Origin of the sequence: Cupriavidus sp. H19C3, from assembly GCF_049393815.1 — a bacterium.
Classification (GTDB): domain Bacteria; phylum Pseudomonadota; class Gammaproteobacteria; order Burkholderiales; family Burkholderiaceae; genus Cupriavidus.
On the sequence record NZ_CP184985.1, the window covers coordinates 3488279 to 3509103 of the forward strand.

The following is a 20825-nucleotide window of genomic DNA, read 5'->3' on the forward strand; positions in this document are numbered from 1 at the left end:
CTTTTTGTTTTGCCGCGGCAACCAGCCGGTGGCGCAGTGCGTCAGCCTGGTCAGACGTTGAACAGGAAGTTCATCACATCCCCGTCCTTCACCACGTATTCCTTGCCTTCCGCGCGCATCTTGCCCGCTTCCTTCGCGCCCTGTTCGCCCTTGTACGCGATGTAGTCCTCGTAGGCGATGGTCTGGGCGCGGATGAAGCCGCGTTCGAAGTCGGTGTGGATCACGCCGGCCGCCTTGGGTGCGGTGTCGCCCACGTGGATGGTCCAGGCGCGGACTTCCTTCACGCCGGCGGTGAAGTACGTCTGCAGGCCCAGCAGCTTGAAGCCGGCGCGGATCACACGGTCGAGACCCGGTTCTTCCATGCCGAGGTCGGCCAGGAATTCGGCCTTGTCGGCATCGTCCAGATCGGCAATCTCGGCCTCGATGGCGGCGCACACCGCGACCACGGGCGAATTGGTGGTGGCCGCGTAGCCGCGCACCGCATCGAGGTGCGGGTTGTTTTCGAAGCCAGTGTCCAGCACGTTGGCCACGTACATGGTCGGCTTGGCGGTGATCAGGCAGAACGGGCGCAGCGCGTCCCACTCCTCGGGCGACAGGTCGAGCGTGCGCACGGCCTTGGCCTGGTCGAGCACCGCCTGGGCTTTCTCCAGCACGGCCACCAGGCGTTGTGCTTCCTTGTCGCCGGCGCGGGCCGGCTTGACGTAGCGCGCGAGCGCCTTCTCGACCGTGGCCAGGTCGGCCAGCGCGAGTTCGGTGTTGATGACTTCGATATCCGACAGCGGATCGACCTTGCCGGCCACGTGGATCACGTTGGGATCTTCGAAGCAGCGCACCACGTGCGTAATGGCATCGGTCTCGCGGATATTGGCGAGGAACTGGTTACCCAGGCCTTCGCCCTTGGACGCGCCCGCCACCAGACCGGCGATATCGACGAACTCGACCGTCGCCGGCAGCACGCGCTCGGGTTTGACGATCTCGGCCAGCTTCGCGAGCCTCGGATCCGGCACTTCCACCACGCCCACATTGGGCTCGATGGTGCAGAACGGATAGTTTTCGGCGGCGATGCCGGCTTTCGTCAGGGCATTGAACAGCGTGGACTTGCCGACGTTGGGCAGGCCGACGATGCCGCATTTGAGGCTCATGGTGTCAGGCTGGAAATAGCAAAACCCGTATTCTAGCGGATGCCCGGCGCGCCCTTCGGCCACGGGACTCCGCCCGCCGGAAGCGTCCGCGTCACGTGGCTATAATCCCGACCATGACCAGACCCGCCCGGCCCACGTCGTCAACCTCCATGTCGTCAACCCGCATGTCGTCAGCCTCTGCCCCCTCTCGTTTCCAGATTGCCGTGGTCGGTGGCGGTATCGTCGGCAAGGCGTGTGCGTTGCTGCTGGCGCAGCAGGGCATGCAGGTGGCGCTGATCGCGCCGCGGCCGGCCAGCGACACGGCGCGTACGGGCGAGGACGACTGGGATAGCCGCATCTATGCGTTCTCCGCCAGTTCCCAGGCATTGCTGGAGCGGCTGCGCGTGTGGGAGGCACTGGACCCGGCGCGCATGCAGCCGGTGCGCGACATGCGCGTGTTCGGCGACGTGAGCGCCTGCGAGACCGATCCCTCGCCCCATGGCGACCTGCATTTCTCGGCTTATGCGGCCGCGGTGCCGCAGCTCGCGTGGATCATCGAGTCGGGCCATGTCGAGCGCGTGCTCGACACCGCGTTGCGCTTCCAGCATCAAGTGCAGTGGTTCGACGATACCGGCGAGACGCTGGAGCGCGATCTCGATGGCGTCACGATCGGGCTCGCCGGCGGTACCCGCGTGCGCACAGGCTGCGTGGTGGGCGCCGATGGCGCGCGCTCGTGGGTGCGCCAGCAATGCCATATCTCGACCACCACGCGTCGCTATCGCCAGCTTGGGGTGGTCGCCAATTTCCGTTGCGAGCTGCCGCACCAGGACACCGCCTGGCAATGGTTCCTCGGCTGCCCGGAAAAACTGATGGCCGACGAGGAACCCGCCAACGGCGAGATCCTCGCGATGCTGCCGCTGCCTGGCAACCGCGTCTCGATGGTGTGGTCGGCGGACGAGGCGCATGCGCGCGAGCTCGCGGCACTGTCGCCGGAGGCGCTGGCCCTGACCGTGATGCAGGCCGCCACCGGCGCAGTCGGCGCCCGCTTCGGCACATTGCGCTGCATCACCCCGGCGCAAGCCTTCCCGCTGGTCCTGCAGCGCGCCGAGCATTTCGTGCAGCCGCATGTGGTGCTGGTGGGCGATGCCGCGCATGTGGTGCACCCGCTCGCAGGCCAGGGCATGAACCTGGGCTTGCGCGATGTTGCGGAACTTGGCCGTGTGATGGCCGACAAAGAAGCGTTCCGCGCCGAGGGCGACCTGCGCCTGCTGCGCCGCTACGAGCGTGCCCGCGCCACCGACCTGTTGTCGCTGACGGCGGCGACCGATGGCCTGCACCGGCTGTTCTCGCTGCCGGGCAGTCCGGCCCGCGTGGTGCGCAATCTCGGCATGCGCGCGGTCGGCCGGCAAGCGCTGCTCAAGCAATTCCTGATTGGCCGCGCGCTGGGCTGAGCGCAGAATCCAGGCGCAGAATTCTCCCAACCAGGAATTCTCCCAGCCAGGAATTCTCCGAACCCAGACTTCCCCGAACCTCATTACCCGATCCGGAAGGGCGAGCGCCCACCGACACCTGGAGTCACAATGTTGCAAATGTTCCGCCTGAAATCGGTCCGCGCGACCGCGGCAATCGCCCTCGCCGGTGGCGTGGCCGCGGCGGGCTATGCCCTGCACGCGCTGGCCGCCGATGAGCCGGGCACCGATCGCATCCGGGCAACGATCGAGAAAATGGTCGGCGGCCGCGCCGAAGTGCGCAGCGTTACCAAGACGCCGATTCCGGGCCTGTACGAGGTCGCCGTCGGCAGCCAGGTGGTCTATACCGATGCCACCGGCCGCTACATCCTCAATGGCGAACTGCTCGACACCAAGACCAGCACGAACCTGACCGAGGAGCGCGTGGCCGAGCTGAACCGCATCAAGTGGTCGGACCTGCCGCTCGCGCGCGCCGTCAAATGGAGCAAGGGCGATGGCAGCCGCACCGTGGCGGTGTTCTCCGACCCCAATTGCCCCTACTGCAAGCGCATCGAGCAGACCTTCCAGCAGATGGACAACATCACGGTCTACACCTTCCTGTACCCGGTGCTGTCGCCCGATTCCACCACCAAGTCGAAGCAGATCTGGTGCGCGAGCGACCGTTCCAAGGCGTGGCGCGACTGGATGCTGAATCATGTGGCCCTGACCGGCAACGGCAACTGCAAGACGCCGATCGACGACAACCTCAAGCTCGGCCAGAGCATGAACGTCACCGGCACGCCGGCCATCTTCTTCACCGACGGCTCGCGCATTCCCGGCGCCGCCGATGTGGCCACGCTGGAGCGCAAGTTCGCCAGCCTGAAGAAATAATCGATCCCGCGGCGAGGGCGCCCGGCCTGCCGCACGGCAGCGGGCGCACACCGCGCGGCTGAACGGCCAGACCCGAACGAGGAGACACCATGACGTTCAAGGCGTTGCTGCTGACCCAGGCCGATGGCAAGACGCAGGCGGAAATCGCCGCGCTGGAAGACGACCAGTTGCCGCAGGACGGCGATGTACTGGTCGCCATCGACTACTCCACGATCAACTTCAAGGACGGCCTCGCCATCACGGGCCGCGCGCCGGTGGTGCGCAAGTGGCCGATGGTGGCCGGCATCGATGGTGCCGGCACGGTGGTGTCGTCGACCGATGCCAGATGGCAGGCCGGCGACAAGGTGGTGCTCAACGGCTTTGGCGTGGGCGAGACCCATTGGGGTTGTCTGGCCCAGCGCGCGCGCCTCAAGGGCGACTGGCTGGTGCGGCTGCCCGCAGCGTTCACCACGCGGCAGGCCATGGCCATCGGCACCGCCGGCTATACGGCGATGCTGTCGGTGCTCGCGTTGGAGCGCGGCGGCGTCGACGGTCCGGTCAAGCCGGGCGATGGCGACATCCTGGTGACCGGCGCCTCGGGCGGGGTCGGCTCGGTCGCGATTGCACTGCTGTCGAAGCTTGGCTATCGCGTGACGGCGTCCACCGGCAAGACCGCCGAGGCGGACTTCCTGCGCGCCCTGGGCGCGGCCGACATCATCGATCGCGCCGAACTGGGTGCACCGGGCAAGCCGCTGCAGAAGGAACGCTGGGCCGCGGTGATCGACTCGGTCGGCTCCCATACGCTGGTCAACGCCTGCGCCCAGGTGCGCTACGGTGGCGTGGTAACCGCGTGCGGCCTGGCGCAAGGCATGGATTTTCCGGCGTCGATGGCACCCTTTATCCTGCGCGGCGTCACGCTGGCCGGGGTGGACAGCGTGATGGCGGCCATGCCGTTGCGCGAACGGGCCTGGCAGCGGCTGGCGCAGGATCTCGCCCCCGACCGCCTGCAGGCCATTACGCGCGAGATCAAGCTGGCCGAGGCGATCGAGGCGGGACACCGCATCGTCGCAGGCGGCATGCGTGGCCGCGTCGTGGTCGACGTGAATGGCTGATGCGGCTGATGCCGCCGATGCTGCTGATGCCGCTGTTGCGGATGCGGACATCGCCGAGGCAGACCCGGGCGCACACGCGGCCGTCAGCACGCGGCGCGCCGGCGTAACGCTACAATCGTGCCCATGACGCCGATCCGCTACGCCATTGCCCCTCTCCATCCGGAAGCGCATCTCTTCGCCGTGACCGTCACGGTGGACGCACCGGATCCCGAAGGCCAGACCTTCTCGTTGCCTGCCTGGATTCCGGGCAGCTACATGATTCGCGAATTCGCGCGCAATATCGTCCGCATCCGTGCCGACGACGCGCGCGGCGAGGTCGCGCTGACCAAGCTCGACAAGCAAACCTGGCAGGCCGCGCCGTGCGACGGGCCGCTGGTGCTGCGCTACGAAGTCTATGCATGGGACTTGTCGGTGCGCAGCGCGCACCTCGATACCACGCACGGTTTCTTTAACGGCAGTTCGGTGTTCCTGCGCGTGGATGGCCAGGACGATCGCGCCTGTACCGTCGATATCGCGCCGCCCGCCGGCGAGGCCTATCGCAACTGGCGCGTCGCCACCGCGATGCCCGAGGCGCGCGGGCGCGAAGGCGCGCGCCGCTACGGCTTTGGCCGCTATCAGGTGGCCGACTACGACGAGCTGGTCGATCATCCCGTCGAAATGGGCGAGTTCGCGCTCGCGAGCTTCCGGGCCTGCGGCGCGCAGCACGACGTGGTGTTCACCGGCCGCGTACCCGGCCTGGACCTGCAGCGCGTCTGCCGCGACCTCAAGCAGATCTGCGAGGCGCAGATCCGCCTGTTCGAACCGCGCGCGGCGCGTGCGCCGTTCCTCGACAGCAACCGCCGCTATGTGTTCATGACGATGGTCACGACCGATGGCTACGGCGGCCTCGAACATCGCGCGAGTACCGCGCTGATGTGCGCGCGCGGCGATCTGCCGGTGCGTGGCGACAGCGAGACCAGCGAAGGTTACCGGACCTTCCTGGGGCTGTGCAGTCACGAGTATTTCCATACCTGGAACGTCAAGCGCATCAAGCCCGCGGCGTTCGTGCCGTACCGGCTCGGCGAGGAAACCTATACGCCGCTGCTGTGGCTGTTCGAAGGGTTCACGAGCTACTACGACGACCTGGTGCTCGCGCGCACCGGGCTGATCACGAGCAAGCAGTACATCGAGCTGATCACCAAGACGTGGAACGGCGTGCTGCGCGGCAATGGCCGCACCAAGCAGAGCGTCGCGGCCAGCTCGTTCGATGCCTGGACCAAGTACTACCGCCAGGACGAGAACGCGCCCAATGCCATCGTCAGTTACTACACCAAGGGGTCGCTGGTCGCGCTCGCGCTCGACCTGACGATTCGCGAGAAGACGGCCGGCCGCCGTTCGCTCGACGACATCATGCGCGCGCTGTGGCAACGCTATGGCCGGGACTTCTATGCGTCCGGTAGCGTCCAGCGTGGCGTGACCGAGGCCGAGGTCTACGCATTGTTCGATGAGGTGACCGGCCTGCGGCTCGGCAACCTGTTACCTACGCTGACCGAGGGGACTGGCGATATCGCGCTGGCGCCGCTGCTGCGCGCGTTCGGCGTCAAGGCCGAGGCACAGAAGCCGGGCAACGGCGCCGCGCTCGCTATCAAGACGCGCACCGAGGATGGCTGGATACGTGTCACGCAGGTGCTCGACGGTGGTGCGGGCCAGGCCGCCGGCGTGTCCGCGGGCGACCTGCTGGTGGCGCTCGACGGCCTGCGCCTCGCGCCCGGCCAGCTGGACAAGCTGCTGGCACGCTACCGCGCCGGCGATCGCGCCGAGCTGCACGTATTTCGCCGCGATGAGCTGCAGGTGCTGCCCGTGAAGCTCGGCCGCGAGCCCGCCACGCAGTACCGCGTCGCGCTGGAAGAAGGCCGGCACGCGCTGCGCGCACGCTGGCTCGGACAGTAAGGGGCCTGCCGCCGCCGATCGCCTCGTCCCATGGAATACGCGCACGACCCTCGCACGTTTCTCTTTTCGCACTACATTTATCGTGGCCTGCGGTCGGCCACGGGCGTGATCGGCGCCACGCTGCTGGCCATGCAGGTGATGGACCTGCCCAGCGCGATGGTGGTATCGATGGGCGCGCTGTGCACGAGCCTGATGGACCTGCCGAGCCCGTTGAACCACAAGTTCAACGAGATGCTGGCCAGCGTGCTGCTATGCACGGCGGTGACGCTGCTGGTGGCCATGGCCACGCCGTTCCCGCGCGTGATGCCGTTCGTGCTGGTGGCCGTCACGTTCTTTGCCGGCATGCTCACCGTGTACGGCAACAAGACCATGTCGCTGCAGTTCTCGGCGCTGTTCGTCATGACGCTGACGATCAACGAGGACTTCGTGGTGCGGCGCGCCCTGGAGCACGCCGCGCTGTTCGGCGCCGGCGCCACCGCCTACATGGTCTATGCGATGGCGGTCAGCTGGGTCATGGAGCGCCGCACGCGTCAGCAGATCCTGGCCGAGTCGTTGTACGAACTGGCCGGCTATCTCGAGATCAAGGCCGCGTTCTACGACGCCGGCAACGACTACGAGGAACAGTTCAACCATCTCGTACGCCAGCAGATCGTGGTGGCCGAGCGGCAGCAGGCCGCGCGCGACCTCGTGCTGCGCGGCAACCGGACCATGCACGACGGGCTGCTGGTGCAGGTGCACCTGCGCATGCTCGACCTGTACGAGTATGTGCTGTCGACCAACACCGATTACCAGATGCTGCGCCAGACCTTTGGCAGCACGCCGGTGCTCGACAATTTGCGCGACCTCGTGCGCAAGATGTCGCAGGACGTGGAAGAGATCGCGTTCGACGTGACGCGCGGCCGGCCGTCGTACGCAACGGTGGACTACGCGCCGGTCATCGCCGCGGTGGAGCGCGAGATCGCGCAGCTCAAGCACCACCATATTCCGGCGACCGCGATGACGGCGCTGGCCGACACGCTGGAAATGATCCGCGGCGCCATTGCGCTGATCGGCCAGGTGCACGAAGCCTCGCGCACGCCGGTGGAGCCGGCCAAGGTGCTGCCCGGCACGGACATGACGCCGTTCCTGACGCGGCAGAAGTACGAGTTCGGCGTGATCCGCGACAACCTCAGGTGGCGCTCGCCCGCGTTCCGCTTTGCGCTGCGCATCACGATGGCGGTGGCGGTCGGGCTCTGGATCGGCGAGCACCTGCCGTACGCCTCGCATGGCTACTGGATCCTGCTGACCATCATCGTCATCCTGAAACCGAACTACAGCATGACCAAGCAGCGCTACAACGATCGTCTGATCGGCACGCTGATCGGCTGCATCATCAGCGTGGCGGTGCTGCGCTTTGTTCACGAGCCGTTGCTGCTGCTGGGCGTGCTGTTCGTGGCGCTGGTGGCGAGCGCGGCCTTTGTCACCATCAAGTATCGCTATACGGCCATCGCGGCGTGCGTGCAGGTGCTGATCCAGATCAACCTGCTGGCACCGGGGAGCCAGACCGTGGTGGGCGAGCGCCTGATCGATACGGTGATCGGCGGCGTGGTGGCGTCGATCTTCAGCTTTGTGCTGCCGAGCTGGGAATATCGTGCCATTCCCAAGCTGGTGGAAGGCGTGCTGCTGGCCAATCGCCGCTATATCGCGGCCACGCGTGACCTGCTGTTGCGCAGGACCACCGACGACTTTGCCTATCGCGTGCAGCGCAAGCAGTTCATGGACAGCCTGTCGGCGCTGATCGCATCGTTCCAGCGCATGCTCGACGAACCGCGCAGCCGGCATCGCGCGGTGGACAATCTCAACCGCTTTATCGTGCAGAACTACCTGGTGGCCGCGCATATCGCCGCGGCGCGTATCCAGGTGCGCCAGCATTTTGGCGAACTCGATATGCCGGCCGCGGAGGCGGCGGTCGCACAGGCCACGGACGCGGCCACGCGCAGCCTGGAGCTGGCGAGCGAGCGCCTGGCGGGAGAGGAGCTCCACGGCGCGCGCGGTGTCGGCTTTATCCGCACGCCGGCCGAGGTGGCGGTGGCCGGACTCGCCGCCACCGAGGCGGGCGCGGGCGACGTGTTGATCGCCGGGGCGGATCTTGGGGCGGATGGCAGGGCGGATGGCAGGGCGGATGGCAGGGCGGAGGGCAGGGCGGAGGGCAGGGCGGAAGGCAAGGCGGAAGGCAAGGCGGTGGTCGAATCCGAGCTTGCGGCCAGGCAGGCCGACGATGCCGACGAACGGCGCGCGCGCATTGCCGACTCGGCCGACCGGCGCAAGGCCGAGGTACTGGTGCAGGCCGCCGCGTCGGGCGAGATGAGCGTGGGCGAGGGGCCGCGGTTCGCGCCCGATGGCGCCTCCACCGCAAGCTCCACGGGGCGCGCGGCCAATGCGCTGCTGGAGCGGCGCCTGCGCGCGCTGCGCGAGGACGCGGCCAAGATCGCCCTGCGCACGGGCGCCATCGGGCGCGCGATCCGGCGCGAAGACTAGCGTAAGCACGCAGGCGGCAATTGGCTATCTGCTACCCGCTACCCTGGCCGCACGCCACCCACCATCCGCTACCGGTTTGCCGTTATCCGCTCTTGACGGGGCGAGACGACCCCGAGGCGGGACGCGCCATGGTCGGGCCCGGTACGCGGCCGGCGCGGCTCAGCCGTCCTGACCGTCGCGCGGCGTCTCGCTGTCGGCTTCCGGCAGCGTCAGCATGCCGCGGTTGTACTGATACGCGTACACCTCGCCATAGCGGCCCCACGCAATCGCCACCGTCAGCACGCGTTCCGCCTCGTCGGGTTTGAGGAACGCCTCGAGCTCGCGCAGGATCTGCTCTTCGCCCACTTCGCCATCCTCGCTCGCCGCCAGCTCGCGATGGATATGCGCGGCCAGCGCGACGCGGTCCAGCAGCTGCTTGCCAAACAAGGCCTTGCGCTCGCCCGCCTCGGCCGCGTAGTAGGTGCGGCCGAGCGCGGTCGCCGTGATGTCGCCGCCTTCGAGCGTGGCCAGCTGCAGCAGCTGGAGGGCCTCGCAGGCTGGCAACAGCTCGTCGTCGGTCAGGCCGGCCTCGCCGGCAAGATGCGGCAGGTCGGCCCGGCCCTCGAACGGCGCTTCGAGCAGCAGGTCGAGAATGGCCTCCATCTGGCTGATATCCGCGTCGGGCAGGCGATAGCCGATCTGTTCGGCGGCCGCCATGGCCGGCACGCGCGGCCCCATCGCCGCGGGCGAGGTCATCAGCGCATAGACCTCGTCGATCAGCGCGCGCACCTGCACATCGTCGCGATTGCGCGGCCGCGCGAACGGCACGCGCACTTCCGCGCGTACGCGCCCGGGGTCGCTCGACAGGATGACGATGCGGTCCGCCATCATCACCGCCTCCTCGATGTTGTGCGACACGATCAGAATGCTGCGGATGTTGGCGCGCCCGGTCTCCCACAATTCGAGCATCTCGTCGCGCAGCGTCTCGCCGGTCAGCACGTCGAGCGCGGAGAAGGCCTCGTCCATCAGCAGCAGGTCCGGCTCGGTCACCAGCGCGCGGGCAATGCCCACGCGTTGCCGCATGCCGCCCGACAGCTCGCGTGGCAGGGCGCTGTTGAAGCCGGACAGGCCGATCATGTCGATGGCGGCCTCGGCCCGCCGCGCCCGTTCGGACTTGCCCACACCCTGCGCCTCCAGCCCGAGCTCCACATTTTGCTGCACCGACAGCCACGGAAACAGCGCAAACGACTGGAACACCATCGCGATGCCCTGCGCCGCACCGGTCAACTGCTGGCCGCGAAAGCGCACCTCGCCGCGGTCGGCCGCGACCAGGCCGGCCATGATGCGCAACAGCGTGGACTTGCCGGAGCCGGACTTGCCGAGCATGGCGACGATCTCGCCCTCGCGCAGGGTCAGGTCCACGCCTTCCAGCACCGCGCGGTCGGTGTGGTCGGCCGTGCGGAATACCTTGCCCACATGGCGCAGTTCGATCACGGGCGCAGCCGTGGCGATGGTTGGGTCTTGCATTGCCATTGCAGTCTTTCGTGGAGGCTCACAGCCGGTTGCGCGCCTGCGCAAGGTCATAGAGCCGGTTCCAGAGCAGCCGGTTGAAGCCGACCACGAACAGGGCCATCACGCCGATGCCGAGGGCGATGCGCGGAAAATCGCCGCGCGACGTCATCTCGGCGATATAGCTGCCGAGACCCGTGGCCACCACGGTCTTGTCGCCCCACGTCACGTACTCCGACACAATGCTCGCGTTCCATGACCCGCCTGCCGCCGTCACCAGGCCGGTCAGCAGGCTCGGGAAAACCGCGGGCACCAGGAAGCGGCGCCACATCAGCCAGCCGCGCAGGCCGAAATTGCGCGCCGCCAGCCGCAGCTCGGTAGGGATGCCCGAGGCACCCGCCACCACGTTGAAGAGGATGTACCACTGCGTGCCGAAGATCATCAGCGGACTGAGCCAGACCTCGGGATCGAGGCGAAACTTGACGATTGCCATCACCGCGAGGGGAAACATCAGGTTGGCCGGAAACGCGGCCAGGAACTGCGCCACCGGCTGCGCGATGCGTGCAATCGACGGATTGAGGCCGATGCGGATGCCGATCGGCACCCAGATCAGCGCCGCCAGCGCGATCAGCACGATCACGCGCGTCATGGTCAGCACGCCAAGCCAGAACACATGCGCCGCCTCGGCCCAGCCCACCTCGGTATGGACGAAATGAAAGACGCGATAGAGCGCGGCCAGCGCAATCAGCACGATCACGGCATCGCGCAGGCGCTCGAACCACGGCGCCAGCGGGTGCGAGCGTGCCGCCGCCGGCATGGGCGCCGTGCGATGGCGGCGCGCGCTCCACGCCAGCGTGTGCCCGGCCAGTGCGGCGCTGGTCTTGAGCAACGCATGGACCCACGCCGAGCGGCGCAGCAGGTCGAGCAGCCACGATTGCGGGGCGTCGTCCTGCGCCAGCGTTTCGAAGCGGAAGCGGTCCGCCCACGCCACCAGCGGGCGGAACAGCAACTGGTCGTAGATCACGATGCCGACCAGCATGGCCACGATGGCCCAGCCGATCGCGCCGAGGTCCTGCTGCTGGATGGCAAGGGCGATATACGAGCCGATGCCCGGCAGGCGGATATCGTGGCCGGATACCGAGATGGCTTCCGAGGCCACCACGAAGAACCAGCCGCCCGACATCGACATCATCATGTTCCACAGCAGGCCCGGCATGGCATACGGCACTTCGAGCCGCCAGAAGCGTTGCCAGCCCGAGAGCCGGAACATGGTGGCGGCTTCCAGCAGGTCGCCGGGAATCGTGCGGATCGACTGGTACAGGCTGAACGCCATGTTCCACGCCTGCGAGGTGAAGATGGCGAAGATGGCGGCGCATTCCACGCCGACCAGACTGCCCGGGAACAGCGCAATGAAGCCCGTCACCGTGATCGACAGGAAGCCCAGCACCGGGATCGACTGCAGGATGTCGAGCGCGGGCACCATCACCTTTTCCGCGGTGCGATTCTTCGAGGCGATGGCCGCAAACGCGAACGAGAACAGCAGCGAGGCACCGAGCGCGGCCAGCATGCGGATGCTGGTGCGCATCAGATAGTAGGGCAGGTACGCCACATCGAGCCGCACGTCGAGCGCCTCGCCGGGCTGGTACGGCACGTTCATCTGCTGCGCGGCATAGGCCACGATGACGATCGCGGCGAGCAGGATCGGCAACAGCGCGAGGTCGAAGCGGTTCGGAGGCGCCGTCAGCAGCGAGCCGACGTAGCCGGGAGAGTCGGCTGCGGGCGCCGGGGTAGCGTTGCGGTCGTTTTGCATGGCGGTGGAATGAGATGCGGACGGCGTTTTGCTATCCTCTGACGCAACACCTCTAACGCATGACCGGGTCCGGAAGCTGACCTGAGGACATACCGGAAGGCATGCCCCCGGGCCGATAACGACAACGCCCCCAACTTACCAGAACCCCATGACAACCGAAATCTGGCACCTGACCGCCCATGGCCTCGTCCAGGGCGTAGGCTACCGCGCCACCTGTCTGGACCGGGCCACCGCGCTTGGTCTGACCGGGTGGGTCCGCAACCGCGCCGATGGCACGGTCGAGGTCATGGCCGCCGGTCCGGTGGACAAGCTTCAGGCATTAAGGGAGTGGATGCAGGCCGGACCGCCCGCGGCGCGCGTATCGCGCGTGGAGACCGAGCCCGGCGACGGCAGTTTCAGCCGCTTCGAGTGGCTGCCCACGGCCTGAGCCAGGCGTCGACCCGCGGCGGGCCTTGGAGGGAGAGGCTGAGAGGGCTGGTCTCGGCGCGCGTTGCCACCCCAGTTGCCACCCCAGCCGCCATCCCGGTTGCCACCCCGGCCTGCACCGAGGCAGGCCGGCAATTGGCCGCGCGGCGGCGAGAGGACCTCGATCGTCAGGCGACCAGCCAGTCGATGCCGCCGCGCCCATGGCGCTCGAGCCAGTCATTGGCCGCGCGGAAATGGCCACAGCCGAGGAAGCCGCGGTGGGCGGACAGGGGCGAGGGATGCGGGGCCTCCAGCACGCAATGGTCTGCGCCGGCCAGCAGCGCGCGCTTGGCCTGAGCATGGCTGCCCCATAGCATGAAGACCAGATGCGGTCGCGCGGCCCCCAGCGCGTGGATCACGCAGTCGGTCACCGCCTCCCACCCGCGCCGTGCATGGCTCGCGGCCTGGCCCTGTTCCACCGTCAGCACGGTGTTCAGCAGCAGCACGCCCTGACGTGCCCAGCCCTCCAGATTGCCCGACGGGCGTGCGGGCTCGGCCCCGTACTCCGCCGCAATCTCCTTGAAGATATTGCGCAGGCTCGGCGGCACCTTGACGCCATCGGGCACCGAGAACGCCAGCCCGTGCGCCTGCGGGACTTCCACGCCGCCAACCATGCCGGTGCCATGGTAAGGGTCCTGGCCCAGGATCACCACCTTGACCGCGTCCGGCGGTGTCAGGTGCAGCGCGTGGAAGACCGTGTGCGGAAACACGGGCTTGCCGGCCGCACGCTCGCCATCGACAAAGCGCGCCAACGCTTCCCACGCCGGGCCGGTCAGGCATGGCGCCATCAGCGCGCGCCACGCGGCGGGCAGCGCATCGACCTGGGCCTGCAGCGGCGCGGCCGCGGAGGGCTCGGGCGCAGGGGCGGGCGCGGGCGTGGTGGGAGCGAAGAGGTCGGCTTGCATGCGAACGGGCCAGTAAAGGGAGTCAGTCAAGGGCAGTCAGAGACAGGCGTCCGCCCAGGCCGCGCAAAAAGGTCGCGGAAAGGTCGCGGAAAAAGGTCGCGGAAAAAGGTCGCGGAACAAGGTCGCGGAAAGAGGCGCGGAAAGAGGCGCGGAAAGGTCGCGGAAAGCCTGCCGGCGGCATTGGCGCGGATCAGGATTGGGCCAGCCGATAGCCGCGCGCGGCCTTGCTCAGGTCGAGCGGTGCCAGTGCTACCTCTGCGCACAGGCGCGCGCCGAAGGCCCGCAGCGCGGCCTCGGCCTGGGCTTCGTCGCCGGACAGGAACTCGAATTCGACTTCCTGGATGCGCTCGGAGCGATCGGTGCCTGGCACGCTGATCGCGCCGGTATCGAGCGCCGCCTCGATGCGCGCGCCATCCTGTTCGACCAGCCAGGTGCGGCGCACGAAGTCCGTACGGAACACAGGCACCAGCCGCGCCAGCAGCGGCTCCACCACGCTCCGCGCGGCGTCGGGAAAGCGCGCGGGCTCGATGGCCTCGCCCGCGACTTCGGTTTCCCATTCATGGCGCGCGGCCAGGCCGCCGGTGCTGCTAGCGCCGGCGTCGACGGTCTTGAGCGTCTGCAGCCATTGCGCGTCCTTGCGGCGCAGGCGCAAGGCGGCCCGCGCGCGGGCGAGGTCGCGCGCCGGCGTGTCGAGGTAGACGTTGAGCATGGTCACCTCGCCGCGAGCTTCGCCTTGCTGGTCGAGCCAATGCGCGACCGCCGCCAGCGCAGGGTCCGGTACCGCCAGCTTCAGCTCGATCTCGCGCGCCATGGGAGCTCCGGAAAACGTTCAGGCAAACAGCCGCGCCAGTTCCACGCCCGGCTCCGGCGCGCGCATAAAGGCCTCGCCCACGAGGAAGGCGTGCACATCGGCCTCGCGCATGCGCTTGACGTCGTCGGGTCCCAGGATGCCGGATTCGGTCACCACCAGGCGCTCGGCCGGCATGCGCGGCAGCAGGTCGATGGTGTTGTCGAGCGAAACCTCGAAGGTGCGCAGGTTGCGGTTGTTCACGCCGAGCAGCGGCGTCTTCAGGCGTAGCGCGCGGTCGAGTTCGTCGGGGCCGTGCACTTCCACCAGCACGTCCATGCCGAGTTCATGCGCGCAGGCCTCGAGTTCGGCCATCAGGCCCGGATCGAGCGCGGCCACGATCAGCAGGATGCAGTCGGCGCCCCAGGTGCGCGCTTCGTACACCTGGTAGGGGTCGATCATGAAGTCCTTGCGCAGGGCCGGCAGCGGGCATGCGCCGCGCGCGCGCTTCAGGTAATCGGCATGGCCCTGGAAGAAGTTCACGTCGGTCAGCACCGACAGGCAGGCCGCGCCATGCGTGGCATAGCTTTCGGCGATTGCTTCCGGCACGAAGTGTTCGCGCAGCACGCCCTTGGACGGCGAGGCCTTCTTGACCTCCGCGATCACGCCGGCGTGGCCAGCCGCGATCTTGTCGCGCAGCGCGCGTTCGAAGCCGCGCGGCGCCAGGCCCGCCTCGTGGCGCAGGCTCTCGGCCTCGCTGCGCAGGCTCGGCAGGTCGCGCTGCTTGCGCGCCGCATTCACTTCGTCGGCCTTCACGGCCAGGATTTTCTGCAGGATGTCTGACATGGCGATGCTCTCGATGATGCCCCCGCGATGCGCGGGAGCCCAGTTCGATTGGTGACGGACCGGGCCGCCGGGTTCCCGCGTCCTGTTGCGGGAACGACCGGACTTAGCGGAACTGCTGGGTGGCGCGCACGAACTGGTCGAGCTTCTCGCGCGCGGCACCGCTGGCAATGGCTTCGCGTGCCCGGCCGATGCCATCGGCGATGGAGCTCGCCACGTTGGCCGCGTACAGCGCCGTGCCCGCGTTGAGGGTAACGATCTCGCGCGGCGTACCGGCCACGTTGCCGAGCGCTTCGAGCACCATCTCCTTCGACTCGATCGCGTCGGCCACCTTGAGGCCGCGGTTCGAGATCATCGAAAGACCGAAGTCCTCGGGATGGATCTCGTACTCGCGCACTTCGCCATCCTTGAGTTCACCGACCATCGTGGCCGCGCCCAGCGATACCTCGTCCATGCCGTCCTTGCCGTACACCACGATGGCATGGCTGGCGCCCAGGCGCTCCATCACGCGCACCTGGATGCCGACCAGGTCGGGGTGGAACACGCCCATCAGGATGTTGGGCGCATCGGCCGGGTTGGTCAGCGGCCCGAGGATATTGAAGATGGTGCGCACGCCCATTTCCTTGCGGATCGGCGCCACGTTCTTCATGGCCGGATGGTGGGTCGGCGCAAACATGAAGCCGATGCCGGTCTGCGCGATGCACTCGCCCACCTGTTGCGGCGTCAGCATGATATTGACGCCGAACGCCTCCAGCACATCCGCGCTGCCCGACTTCGAGCTGACGCCGCGATTGCCGTGCTTGGCGATCCTGGCGCCCGCCGCGGCCGCGACGAACATCGACGCGGTGGAGATATTGAAAGTGTGCGAGCCGTCGCCGCCGGTGCCGACGATATCGATGAAGTGCTCGCGATCGGCCACGGTGACCTTGTTGGCGAACTCGCGCATCACCTGCGCGGCCGCCGAGATCTCGCCGATGGTTTCCTTCTTGACGCGCAGGCCGGTCAGGATGGCCGCGACCATCACCGGCGAAATCTGCGCCTGCATGATCTGCCGCATCAGGTGCAGCATTTCGTCATGAAAGATCTCGCGGTGTTCGATGCAGCGCGTCAGCGCTTCCTGCGGCGTGATGGACATGGCGCTCTCTCTGGCGATGGCTCTGGCAATTGCGGGCGCGGTTTCCCGTGCGCTCCCTGGATGCGGTGCGGCGAGGCCCGGCGTGTCGAGCCGCCTCACGACGGCACCTTCGGCGCGGCCTTGCCCGGCGCCTTGACGAAGTTGGCCAGCAGCGCATGGCCATGCTCGGACAGGATCGACTCCGGGTGGAACTGCACGCCCTCGACGTTCAGCGTCTTGTGGCGCACGCCCATGATCTCGCCGTCGGGCGTCCATGCGGTGACTTCGAGGCAGTCCGGCAGGGTTTCGCGTTCGATGGCCAGCGAATGATAGCGCGTCACGTCGAAGTGCTTCGGCAATCCGGCAAATACCCCGGTCTGGGTGGTCTCGATCGTGCTGACCTTGCCGTGCATGACCTGCTTGGCGCGGATGACCTTGCCGCCGAACGCATCGCCGATGGCCTGATGGCCCAGACACACGCCCAGCAGCGGCACCTTGCCGGCAAAGTGGCGCAGCACCTCGATCGAGATGCCGGCTTCGCGCGGGCTGCACGGGCCCGGCGACACGCAGATATGGTCGGGCTTGAGCGCCTCGATCTCGGCGATCGTGATCTCGTCGTTGCGGTATGTGCGCACGTCCTCGCCGAGTTCGCCGAAATACTGGACCAGGTTGTAGGTGAACGAATCGTAGTTGTCGATCATCAGCAGCATGGCAATTCTCCTGTGCGGTTTCAGAGGTCGCTGTCCAGGCCGTCCTGGACCTGCTCGGCGGCGCGGATCACGGCGCGCGCCTTCGCTTCGGTTTCCCTCCATTCGGACTCGGGATCCGAATCGGCGACGATGCCCGCCGCCGCCTGCACATAGAGATTGCCGTCCTTGATGATGCCGGTGCGGATGGCGATGGCGAGGTCCATCTCGCCGCCGAACGACAGGTAGCCCACCGCGCCGCCGTAGATGCCGCGCTTGCGCGGCTCCAGTTCGTCGATGATCTCCATCGCGCGTACCTTGGGCGCACCCGACAGCGTGCCGGCCGGAAAGGTCGCGCGCAGCACGTCGAGGTTGCTCATGCCTTCGCGCAGCGTACCTTCCACCGAGCTCACGATGTGCTGCACGTGCGAGTACTTCTCGATCACCATCTTGTCGGTCACCTTGACCGAGCCCGTTTCCGCGATGCGGCCGATATCGTTACGCGCGAGGTCGATCAGCATCACGTGCTCGGCGATCTCCTTCGGATCGTTGAGCAACTCGGTGGCCAGCTGGGCATCGCGCTCGGGCGTATTGCCGCGCGGCCGCGTGCCGGCCAGCGGACGGATGGTGACGATGCGCGAGGTACGGGTATCGGCGCTGCCGTTGGCGGCGGTGCCGTTGGCCGCGGGCGCGCCGATCTTGCGTGTTTCCTGCCGCACCAGGATCTCCGGCGAGGCGCCCACCACCTGGAAATCGCCGAAGTTGTAGAAGTACATGTACGGCGACGGGTTCAGCGAGCGCAGCGCGCGGTAAAGCGAGAGCGGCGCATCGCGATAGGGCTTCATCAGCCGCTGGCCGATCTGCACCTGCATCATGTCGCCGGCCATGATGTATTCCTTGGCCTTGTGCACCGCGGCCAGGTAGTCGGCCTTGTCGAATTCGCGGTATACCTCGGTCTGCACCGAGGGGCTCGTGACCGGCACGTCCACCGGCTGGCGCAGCTTCATGCGCAACTCACGCAGCCGTTGGCGCGCGCGCGAGTACGCCTCGGGCGTGTGCGGGTCCGCGTAGACGATCAGGTAGAGCTTGCCGGACAGGTTATCGATGACCGCCAGTTCCTCGCACAGCAGCAGCTGGATATCGGGCAGGCCCAGGTCGTCCGGCTTCTGCGTGCTGGCCAGCGTCTTCTCGATGTAGCGCACCGCGTCGTAGCCGAAGTAGCCGGCCAGGCCGCCGCAGAAGCGCGGCAGGCCCGGACGCAGCGCCACCTTGAAGCGCTGCTCGAAGGTGGCGATAAAGTCGAGCGGATTGCCCTCGTGCGTTTCCACCACCTTGCCGTCGGTGACCACTTCCACCCGCTGGCCGTAGGCGCGCAGCAGCGTACGGGCATGCAGGCCGATGAACGAATAGCGGCCAAAGCGTTCGCCGCCGACCACCGATTCCAGCAGGAAGGTGTTGACGCCGCGCGTCTGCGACTGGGCCAGCTTGAGGTACAGCGACAGCGGCGTTTCCAGGTCGGCGAGCGCCTCCGTCATGATGGGGATGCGGTTGTAGCCCTGGTCGGCCAGCGATTTGAATTCGAGTTCGGTCATGTCGATCCTCTGGTTGCGGCGGCCGCCATGGGAAGGGGCGCGACACCGCGATATCGGCTGGGGGCGGAAAACTGCGCGACCGCCCCGGGAGAGACCGTGGTGCGAAAGACTTGCGGACAAGACCGCACACGGCCGGGGGTGGCGTGTGGGGCGTTCCTGGAGCTAACCGTAGCACACGAAATGCGGGCTACCGGCTGGCCGGGGATCTGCTTCGGGGAGAGATCGCGGATCGGCAGGAGCTGCCGCCGCGGACCGTCAGGAGACTCGCGAACGCACCTTACGCCTGGATATAGGCGTGCCAGCGACGCCAGGGCCAAGCCTGCCGATCACTGCCAGAAGAGATGCGTTTGCGGTTGACGAACATTTGAAGGTTCAACGTTTCAGTGCTGTCGCCGGCGTTGGGTAAGGCAGGACCTTGAAGTCAGGACCCAGGACCTTAAAGTCAGAACCCCTAAGTCAGGCTCGAAACACAAGATCGAATCCTGGCTCGAACCGTAACCCCACTCCATGGCCAGCCAGCGTGCCAGCTAGCGTCGTGCCGCGGACAGGATGGCCGCGACGCGCGCAATGTCGGGGACTATACCATCGGCGTCGACGCCTTGTACAGGGTGGCCATGGTTGTAGCCGTACGGCATCAGCAGCACGCCCATGCCGGCGGCGCGCGCCGCGCGGGCATCGTTCTCCGAATCGCCGATGGCCAGCATCGCCGCCGGTGCCACGCGGAAGGCCTCGGCCACCTGCAGCAGCGGGTACGGATCGGGCTTGCGCAGCGCGAACGCGTCGCCCGGGTAGACCAGCTCGAAGAACGGCGCCAGGCCGGTCTTGGCCAGCAGCGGCTCGGTGAAATTACCGGGTTTGTTGGTCACGCAGGCCAGCCGCAGACCGAGCGCCTTGAGGGCCGCCAGGCCTTCGCGCACATTGGGGTAGAGCGACGAGAACTGACCGTTGATGCGTACGTATTCGCGATCGTAGTGATCGTAGGCCTGGTCGAACAACGCGGTGGCCTGCTGCGGAAAGCGGACTTCCAGCACGCGCCGGATCAGGTTTTCCGAGCCCTTGCCGACAAAACTCACGATCTCCTGCGCGGACATCGGCGCAACCGGGCCCAGCGCCGGGTGGGCATGGGCCAGCGCCAGCAGCATGGCGTTGATCGAGGCGTGGAAGTCGCCGGCGGTATCGACCATGGTGCCGTCCAGGTCGACGATCACCGCCTGGATACCGGTCCAGTCCGTGCGGCGCAGAATCTCGATGTTCATGGCGGCTCCCGCGGTTACTTGCCGACCGTGGCCAGCTCGCCGCGCAGCGCGCCGATGATGCCGCGGTAGCCGCCATCGGCGTCGGGCTTGCCGAACACGGCGGAGCCAGCCACAAAGGTATCGGCGCCGGCCGCGGCGATCTCCGCGATGTTGTCCACCTTCACGCCGCCATCGACCTCGAGCAGGATCTGGCGGCCGGTGCGTGCCGTGTAAGCGTCGATGCGGGCGCGCACCGCGCGCAGCTTGTTCAGCGTCTCCGGAATGAACGACTGGCCGCCGAAGCCCGGGTTGACCGACATCAGCAACACCACGTCGAGGCGGTCCATCACGTGGTCCAGGTGGTGCAGCGGCGTGGCCGGGTTGAACACCAGGCCGGCCTGGCAGCCGTGGTCGCGGATCAGCGCGAGCGAGCGGTCGACGTGGTCGCTCGCTTCCGGGTGGAACGTGATGATATTGGCGCCGGCCTTGGCAAAGTCCGGAATGATGCGGTCGACCGGGCGCACCATCAGGTGCACGTCGATGGGCGCGGTGACGTGCGGGCGGATTGCCTCGCACACCATCGGGCCCACGGTCAGGTTGGGCACGTAATGGTTGTCCATCACGTCAAAGTGGATCCAGTCGGCGCCGGCCTCGGTCACGCGGCGCACTTCCTCGCCCAGACGGGCAAAATCGGCGGACAGGATGGACGGGGCGATACGGTAGGTGGTCATGACGGTGAAGCCTTGTTGGGGCGTTGGCGCGGGGCGCCGGGGCGGGGGCCCGGTGCCGGACCGTCCGGCAGGCGCGCGCGCCAGGGGTGCTTTCGATTCGAAGCCGCATATTCTACGCCGGTCGGCCCGCTTGCCGCTGCCGGGCCCTTGTCGCACAATGCGGGACACCCGG

17 protein-coding genes are annotated in these 20825 nt (G+C 67.5%); 6 read left to right on the plus strand and 11 right to left on the minus strand.

All coding sequences use genetic code 11. The features are described from left to right. Window positions 1–50: 50 nt before the first annotated feature. The gene (gene ychF / locus DFLDMN_RS16170) at window positions 51–1142 is read right to left on the minus strand and encodes a redox-regulated ATPase YchF (protein ID WP_423195892.1); all 1092 of its coding nucleotides are present in this window, start codon (window positions 1140–1142) and stop codon (window positions 51–53) included. A 149-nt stretch (window positions 1143–1291) separates the two neighbouring features. On the opposite strand from ychF, the gene DFLDMN_RS16175 reads away from it, so the two are divergent. The 5 genes from DFLDMN_RS16175 to DFLDMN_RS16195 all read left to right on the plus strand — a co-directional run bounded on the left by DFLDMN_RS16175 (window position 1292) and on the right by DFLDMN_RS16195 (window position 8997). Further along, entirely contained in the window at window positions 1292–2572 is a 1281-nt protein-coding gene (locus tag DFLDMN_RS16175) for a UbiH/UbiF family hydroxylase (protein ID WP_423195893.1), read from the plus strand. A 129-nt stretch (window positions 2573–2701) separates the two neighbouring features. Beyond that, window positions 2702–3460 carry a DsbC family protein gene (locus tag DFLDMN_RS16180; RefSeq protein WP_423195894.1) on the plus strand — a complete coding sequence of 253 codons (759 nt, stop codon included), beginning with the start codon at window positions 2702–2704 and terminating at the stop codon, window positions 3458–3460. An 89-nt stretch (window positions 3461–3549) separates the two neighbouring features. Beyond that, a complete protein-coding gene (locus DFLDMN_RS16185; protein WP_423195895.1) occupies window positions 3550–4551 on the plus strand; it encodes an MDR family oxidoreductase in 1002 nt (333 codons plus the stop codon). Between the two features lie 123 nt (window positions 4552–4674). Then, a complete protein-coding gene (locus DFLDMN_RS16190) occupies window positions 4675–6480 on the plus strand; it encodes a M61 family metallopeptidase (protein ID WP_423195896.1) in 1806 nt (601 codons plus the stop codon). Between the two features lie 30 nt (window positions 6481–6510). Further along, window positions 6511–8997 carry an FUSC family membrane protein gene (locus tag DFLDMN_RS16195; protein ID WP_423195897.1) on the plus strand — a complete coding sequence of 829 codons (2487 nt, stop codon included), beginning with the start codon at window positions 6511–6513 and terminating at the stop codon, window positions 8995–8997. A 159-nt stretch (window positions 8998–9156) separates the two neighbouring features. Here the strand turns inward: DFLDMN_RS16195 and DFLDMN_RS16200 are convergent, their stop codons facing one another. Then, window positions 9157–10509, minus strand: coding sequence for a nitrate/sulfonate/bicarbonate ABC transporter ATP-binding protein (locus DFLDMN_RS16200; RefSeq protein ID WP_423195898.1), 1353 nt, complete (start codon window positions 10507–10509; stop codon window positions 9157–9159). A 19-nt stretch (window positions 10510–10528) separates the two neighbouring features. Continuing rightward, entirely contained in the window at window positions 10529–12295 is a 1767-nt protein-coding gene (locus tag DFLDMN_RS16205; protein WP_423195899.1) for an ABC transporter permease, read from the minus strand. A gap of 148 nt (window positions 12296–12443) precedes the next feature. On the opposite strand from DFLDMN_RS16205, the gene DFLDMN_RS16210 reads away from it, so the two are divergent. Then, window positions 12444–12722 (plus strand): acylphosphatase, encoded by a 279-nt coding sequence (locus tag DFLDMN_RS16210; protein ID WP_423195900.1) that lies wholly within the window; start codon window positions 12444–12446, stop codon window positions 12720–12722. A gap of 166 nt (window positions 12723–12888) precedes the next feature. On the opposite strand, the gene DFLDMN_RS16215 is transcribed toward DFLDMN_RS16210, so the two are convergent. The 8 genes from DFLDMN_RS16215 to rpe form a co-directional block, all read right to left on the minus strand. Beyond that, on the minus strand, window positions 12889–13665 hold the full coding sequence (locus tag DFLDMN_RS16215; RefSeq protein ID WP_423195901.1) for a uracil-DNA glycosylase: 777 nt from the start codon (window positions 13663–13665) through the stop codon (window positions 12889–12891). Window positions 13666–13855: 190 nt separating this feature from the next. Beyond that, window positions 13856–14476, minus strand: coding sequence for a CYTH domain-containing protein (locus DFLDMN_RS16220; RefSeq protein WP_423195902.1), 621 nt, complete (start codon window positions 14474–14476; stop codon window positions 13856–13858). An 18-nt stretch (window positions 14477–14494) separates the two neighbouring features. After that, window positions 14495–15298, minus strand: a complete 804-nt coding sequence (gene trpC, locus DFLDMN_RS16225) for an indole-3-glycerol phosphate synthase TrpC (protein WP_423195903.1) — start codon at window positions 15296–15298, stop codon at window positions 14495–14497. 103 nt (window positions 15299–15401) lie between these two features. Further along, window positions 15402–16430 (minus strand): anthranilate phosphoribosyltransferase, encoded by a 1029-nt coding sequence (gene trpD, locus DFLDMN_RS16230; RefSeq protein WP_423195904.1) that lies wholly within the window; start codon window positions 16428–16430, stop codon window positions 15402–15404. Between the two features lie 95 nt (window positions 16431–16525). Further along, window positions 16526–17119 carry an aminodeoxychorismate/anthranilate synthase component II gene (locus tag DFLDMN_RS16235; RefSeq protein ID WP_423195905.1) on the minus strand — a complete coding sequence of 198 codons (594 nt, stop codon included), beginning with the start codon at window positions 17117–17119 and terminating at the stop codon, window positions 16526–16528. A gap of 20 nt (window positions 17120–17139) precedes the next feature. Next, window positions 17140–18687, minus strand: a complete 1548-nt coding sequence (locus DFLDMN_RS16240) for an anthranilate synthase component I family protein (RefSeq protein WP_423195906.1) — start codon at window positions 18685–18687, stop codon at window positions 17140–17142. Between the two features lie 527 nt (window positions 18688–19214). Continuing rightward, on the minus strand, window positions 19215–19943 hold the full coding sequence (gene gph / locus DFLDMN_RS16245; protein ID WP_423195907.1) for a phosphoglycolate phosphatase: 729 nt from the start codon (window positions 19941–19943) through the stop codon (window positions 19215–19217). A gap of 14 nt (window positions 19944–19957) precedes the next feature. Next, on the minus strand, window positions 19958–20653 hold the full coding sequence (gene rpe, locus DFLDMN_RS16250; protein WP_423195908.1) for a ribulose-phosphate 3-epimerase: 696 nt from the start codon (window positions 20651–20653) through the stop codon (window positions 19958–19960). Window positions 20654–20825: the final 172 nt, after the last annotated feature.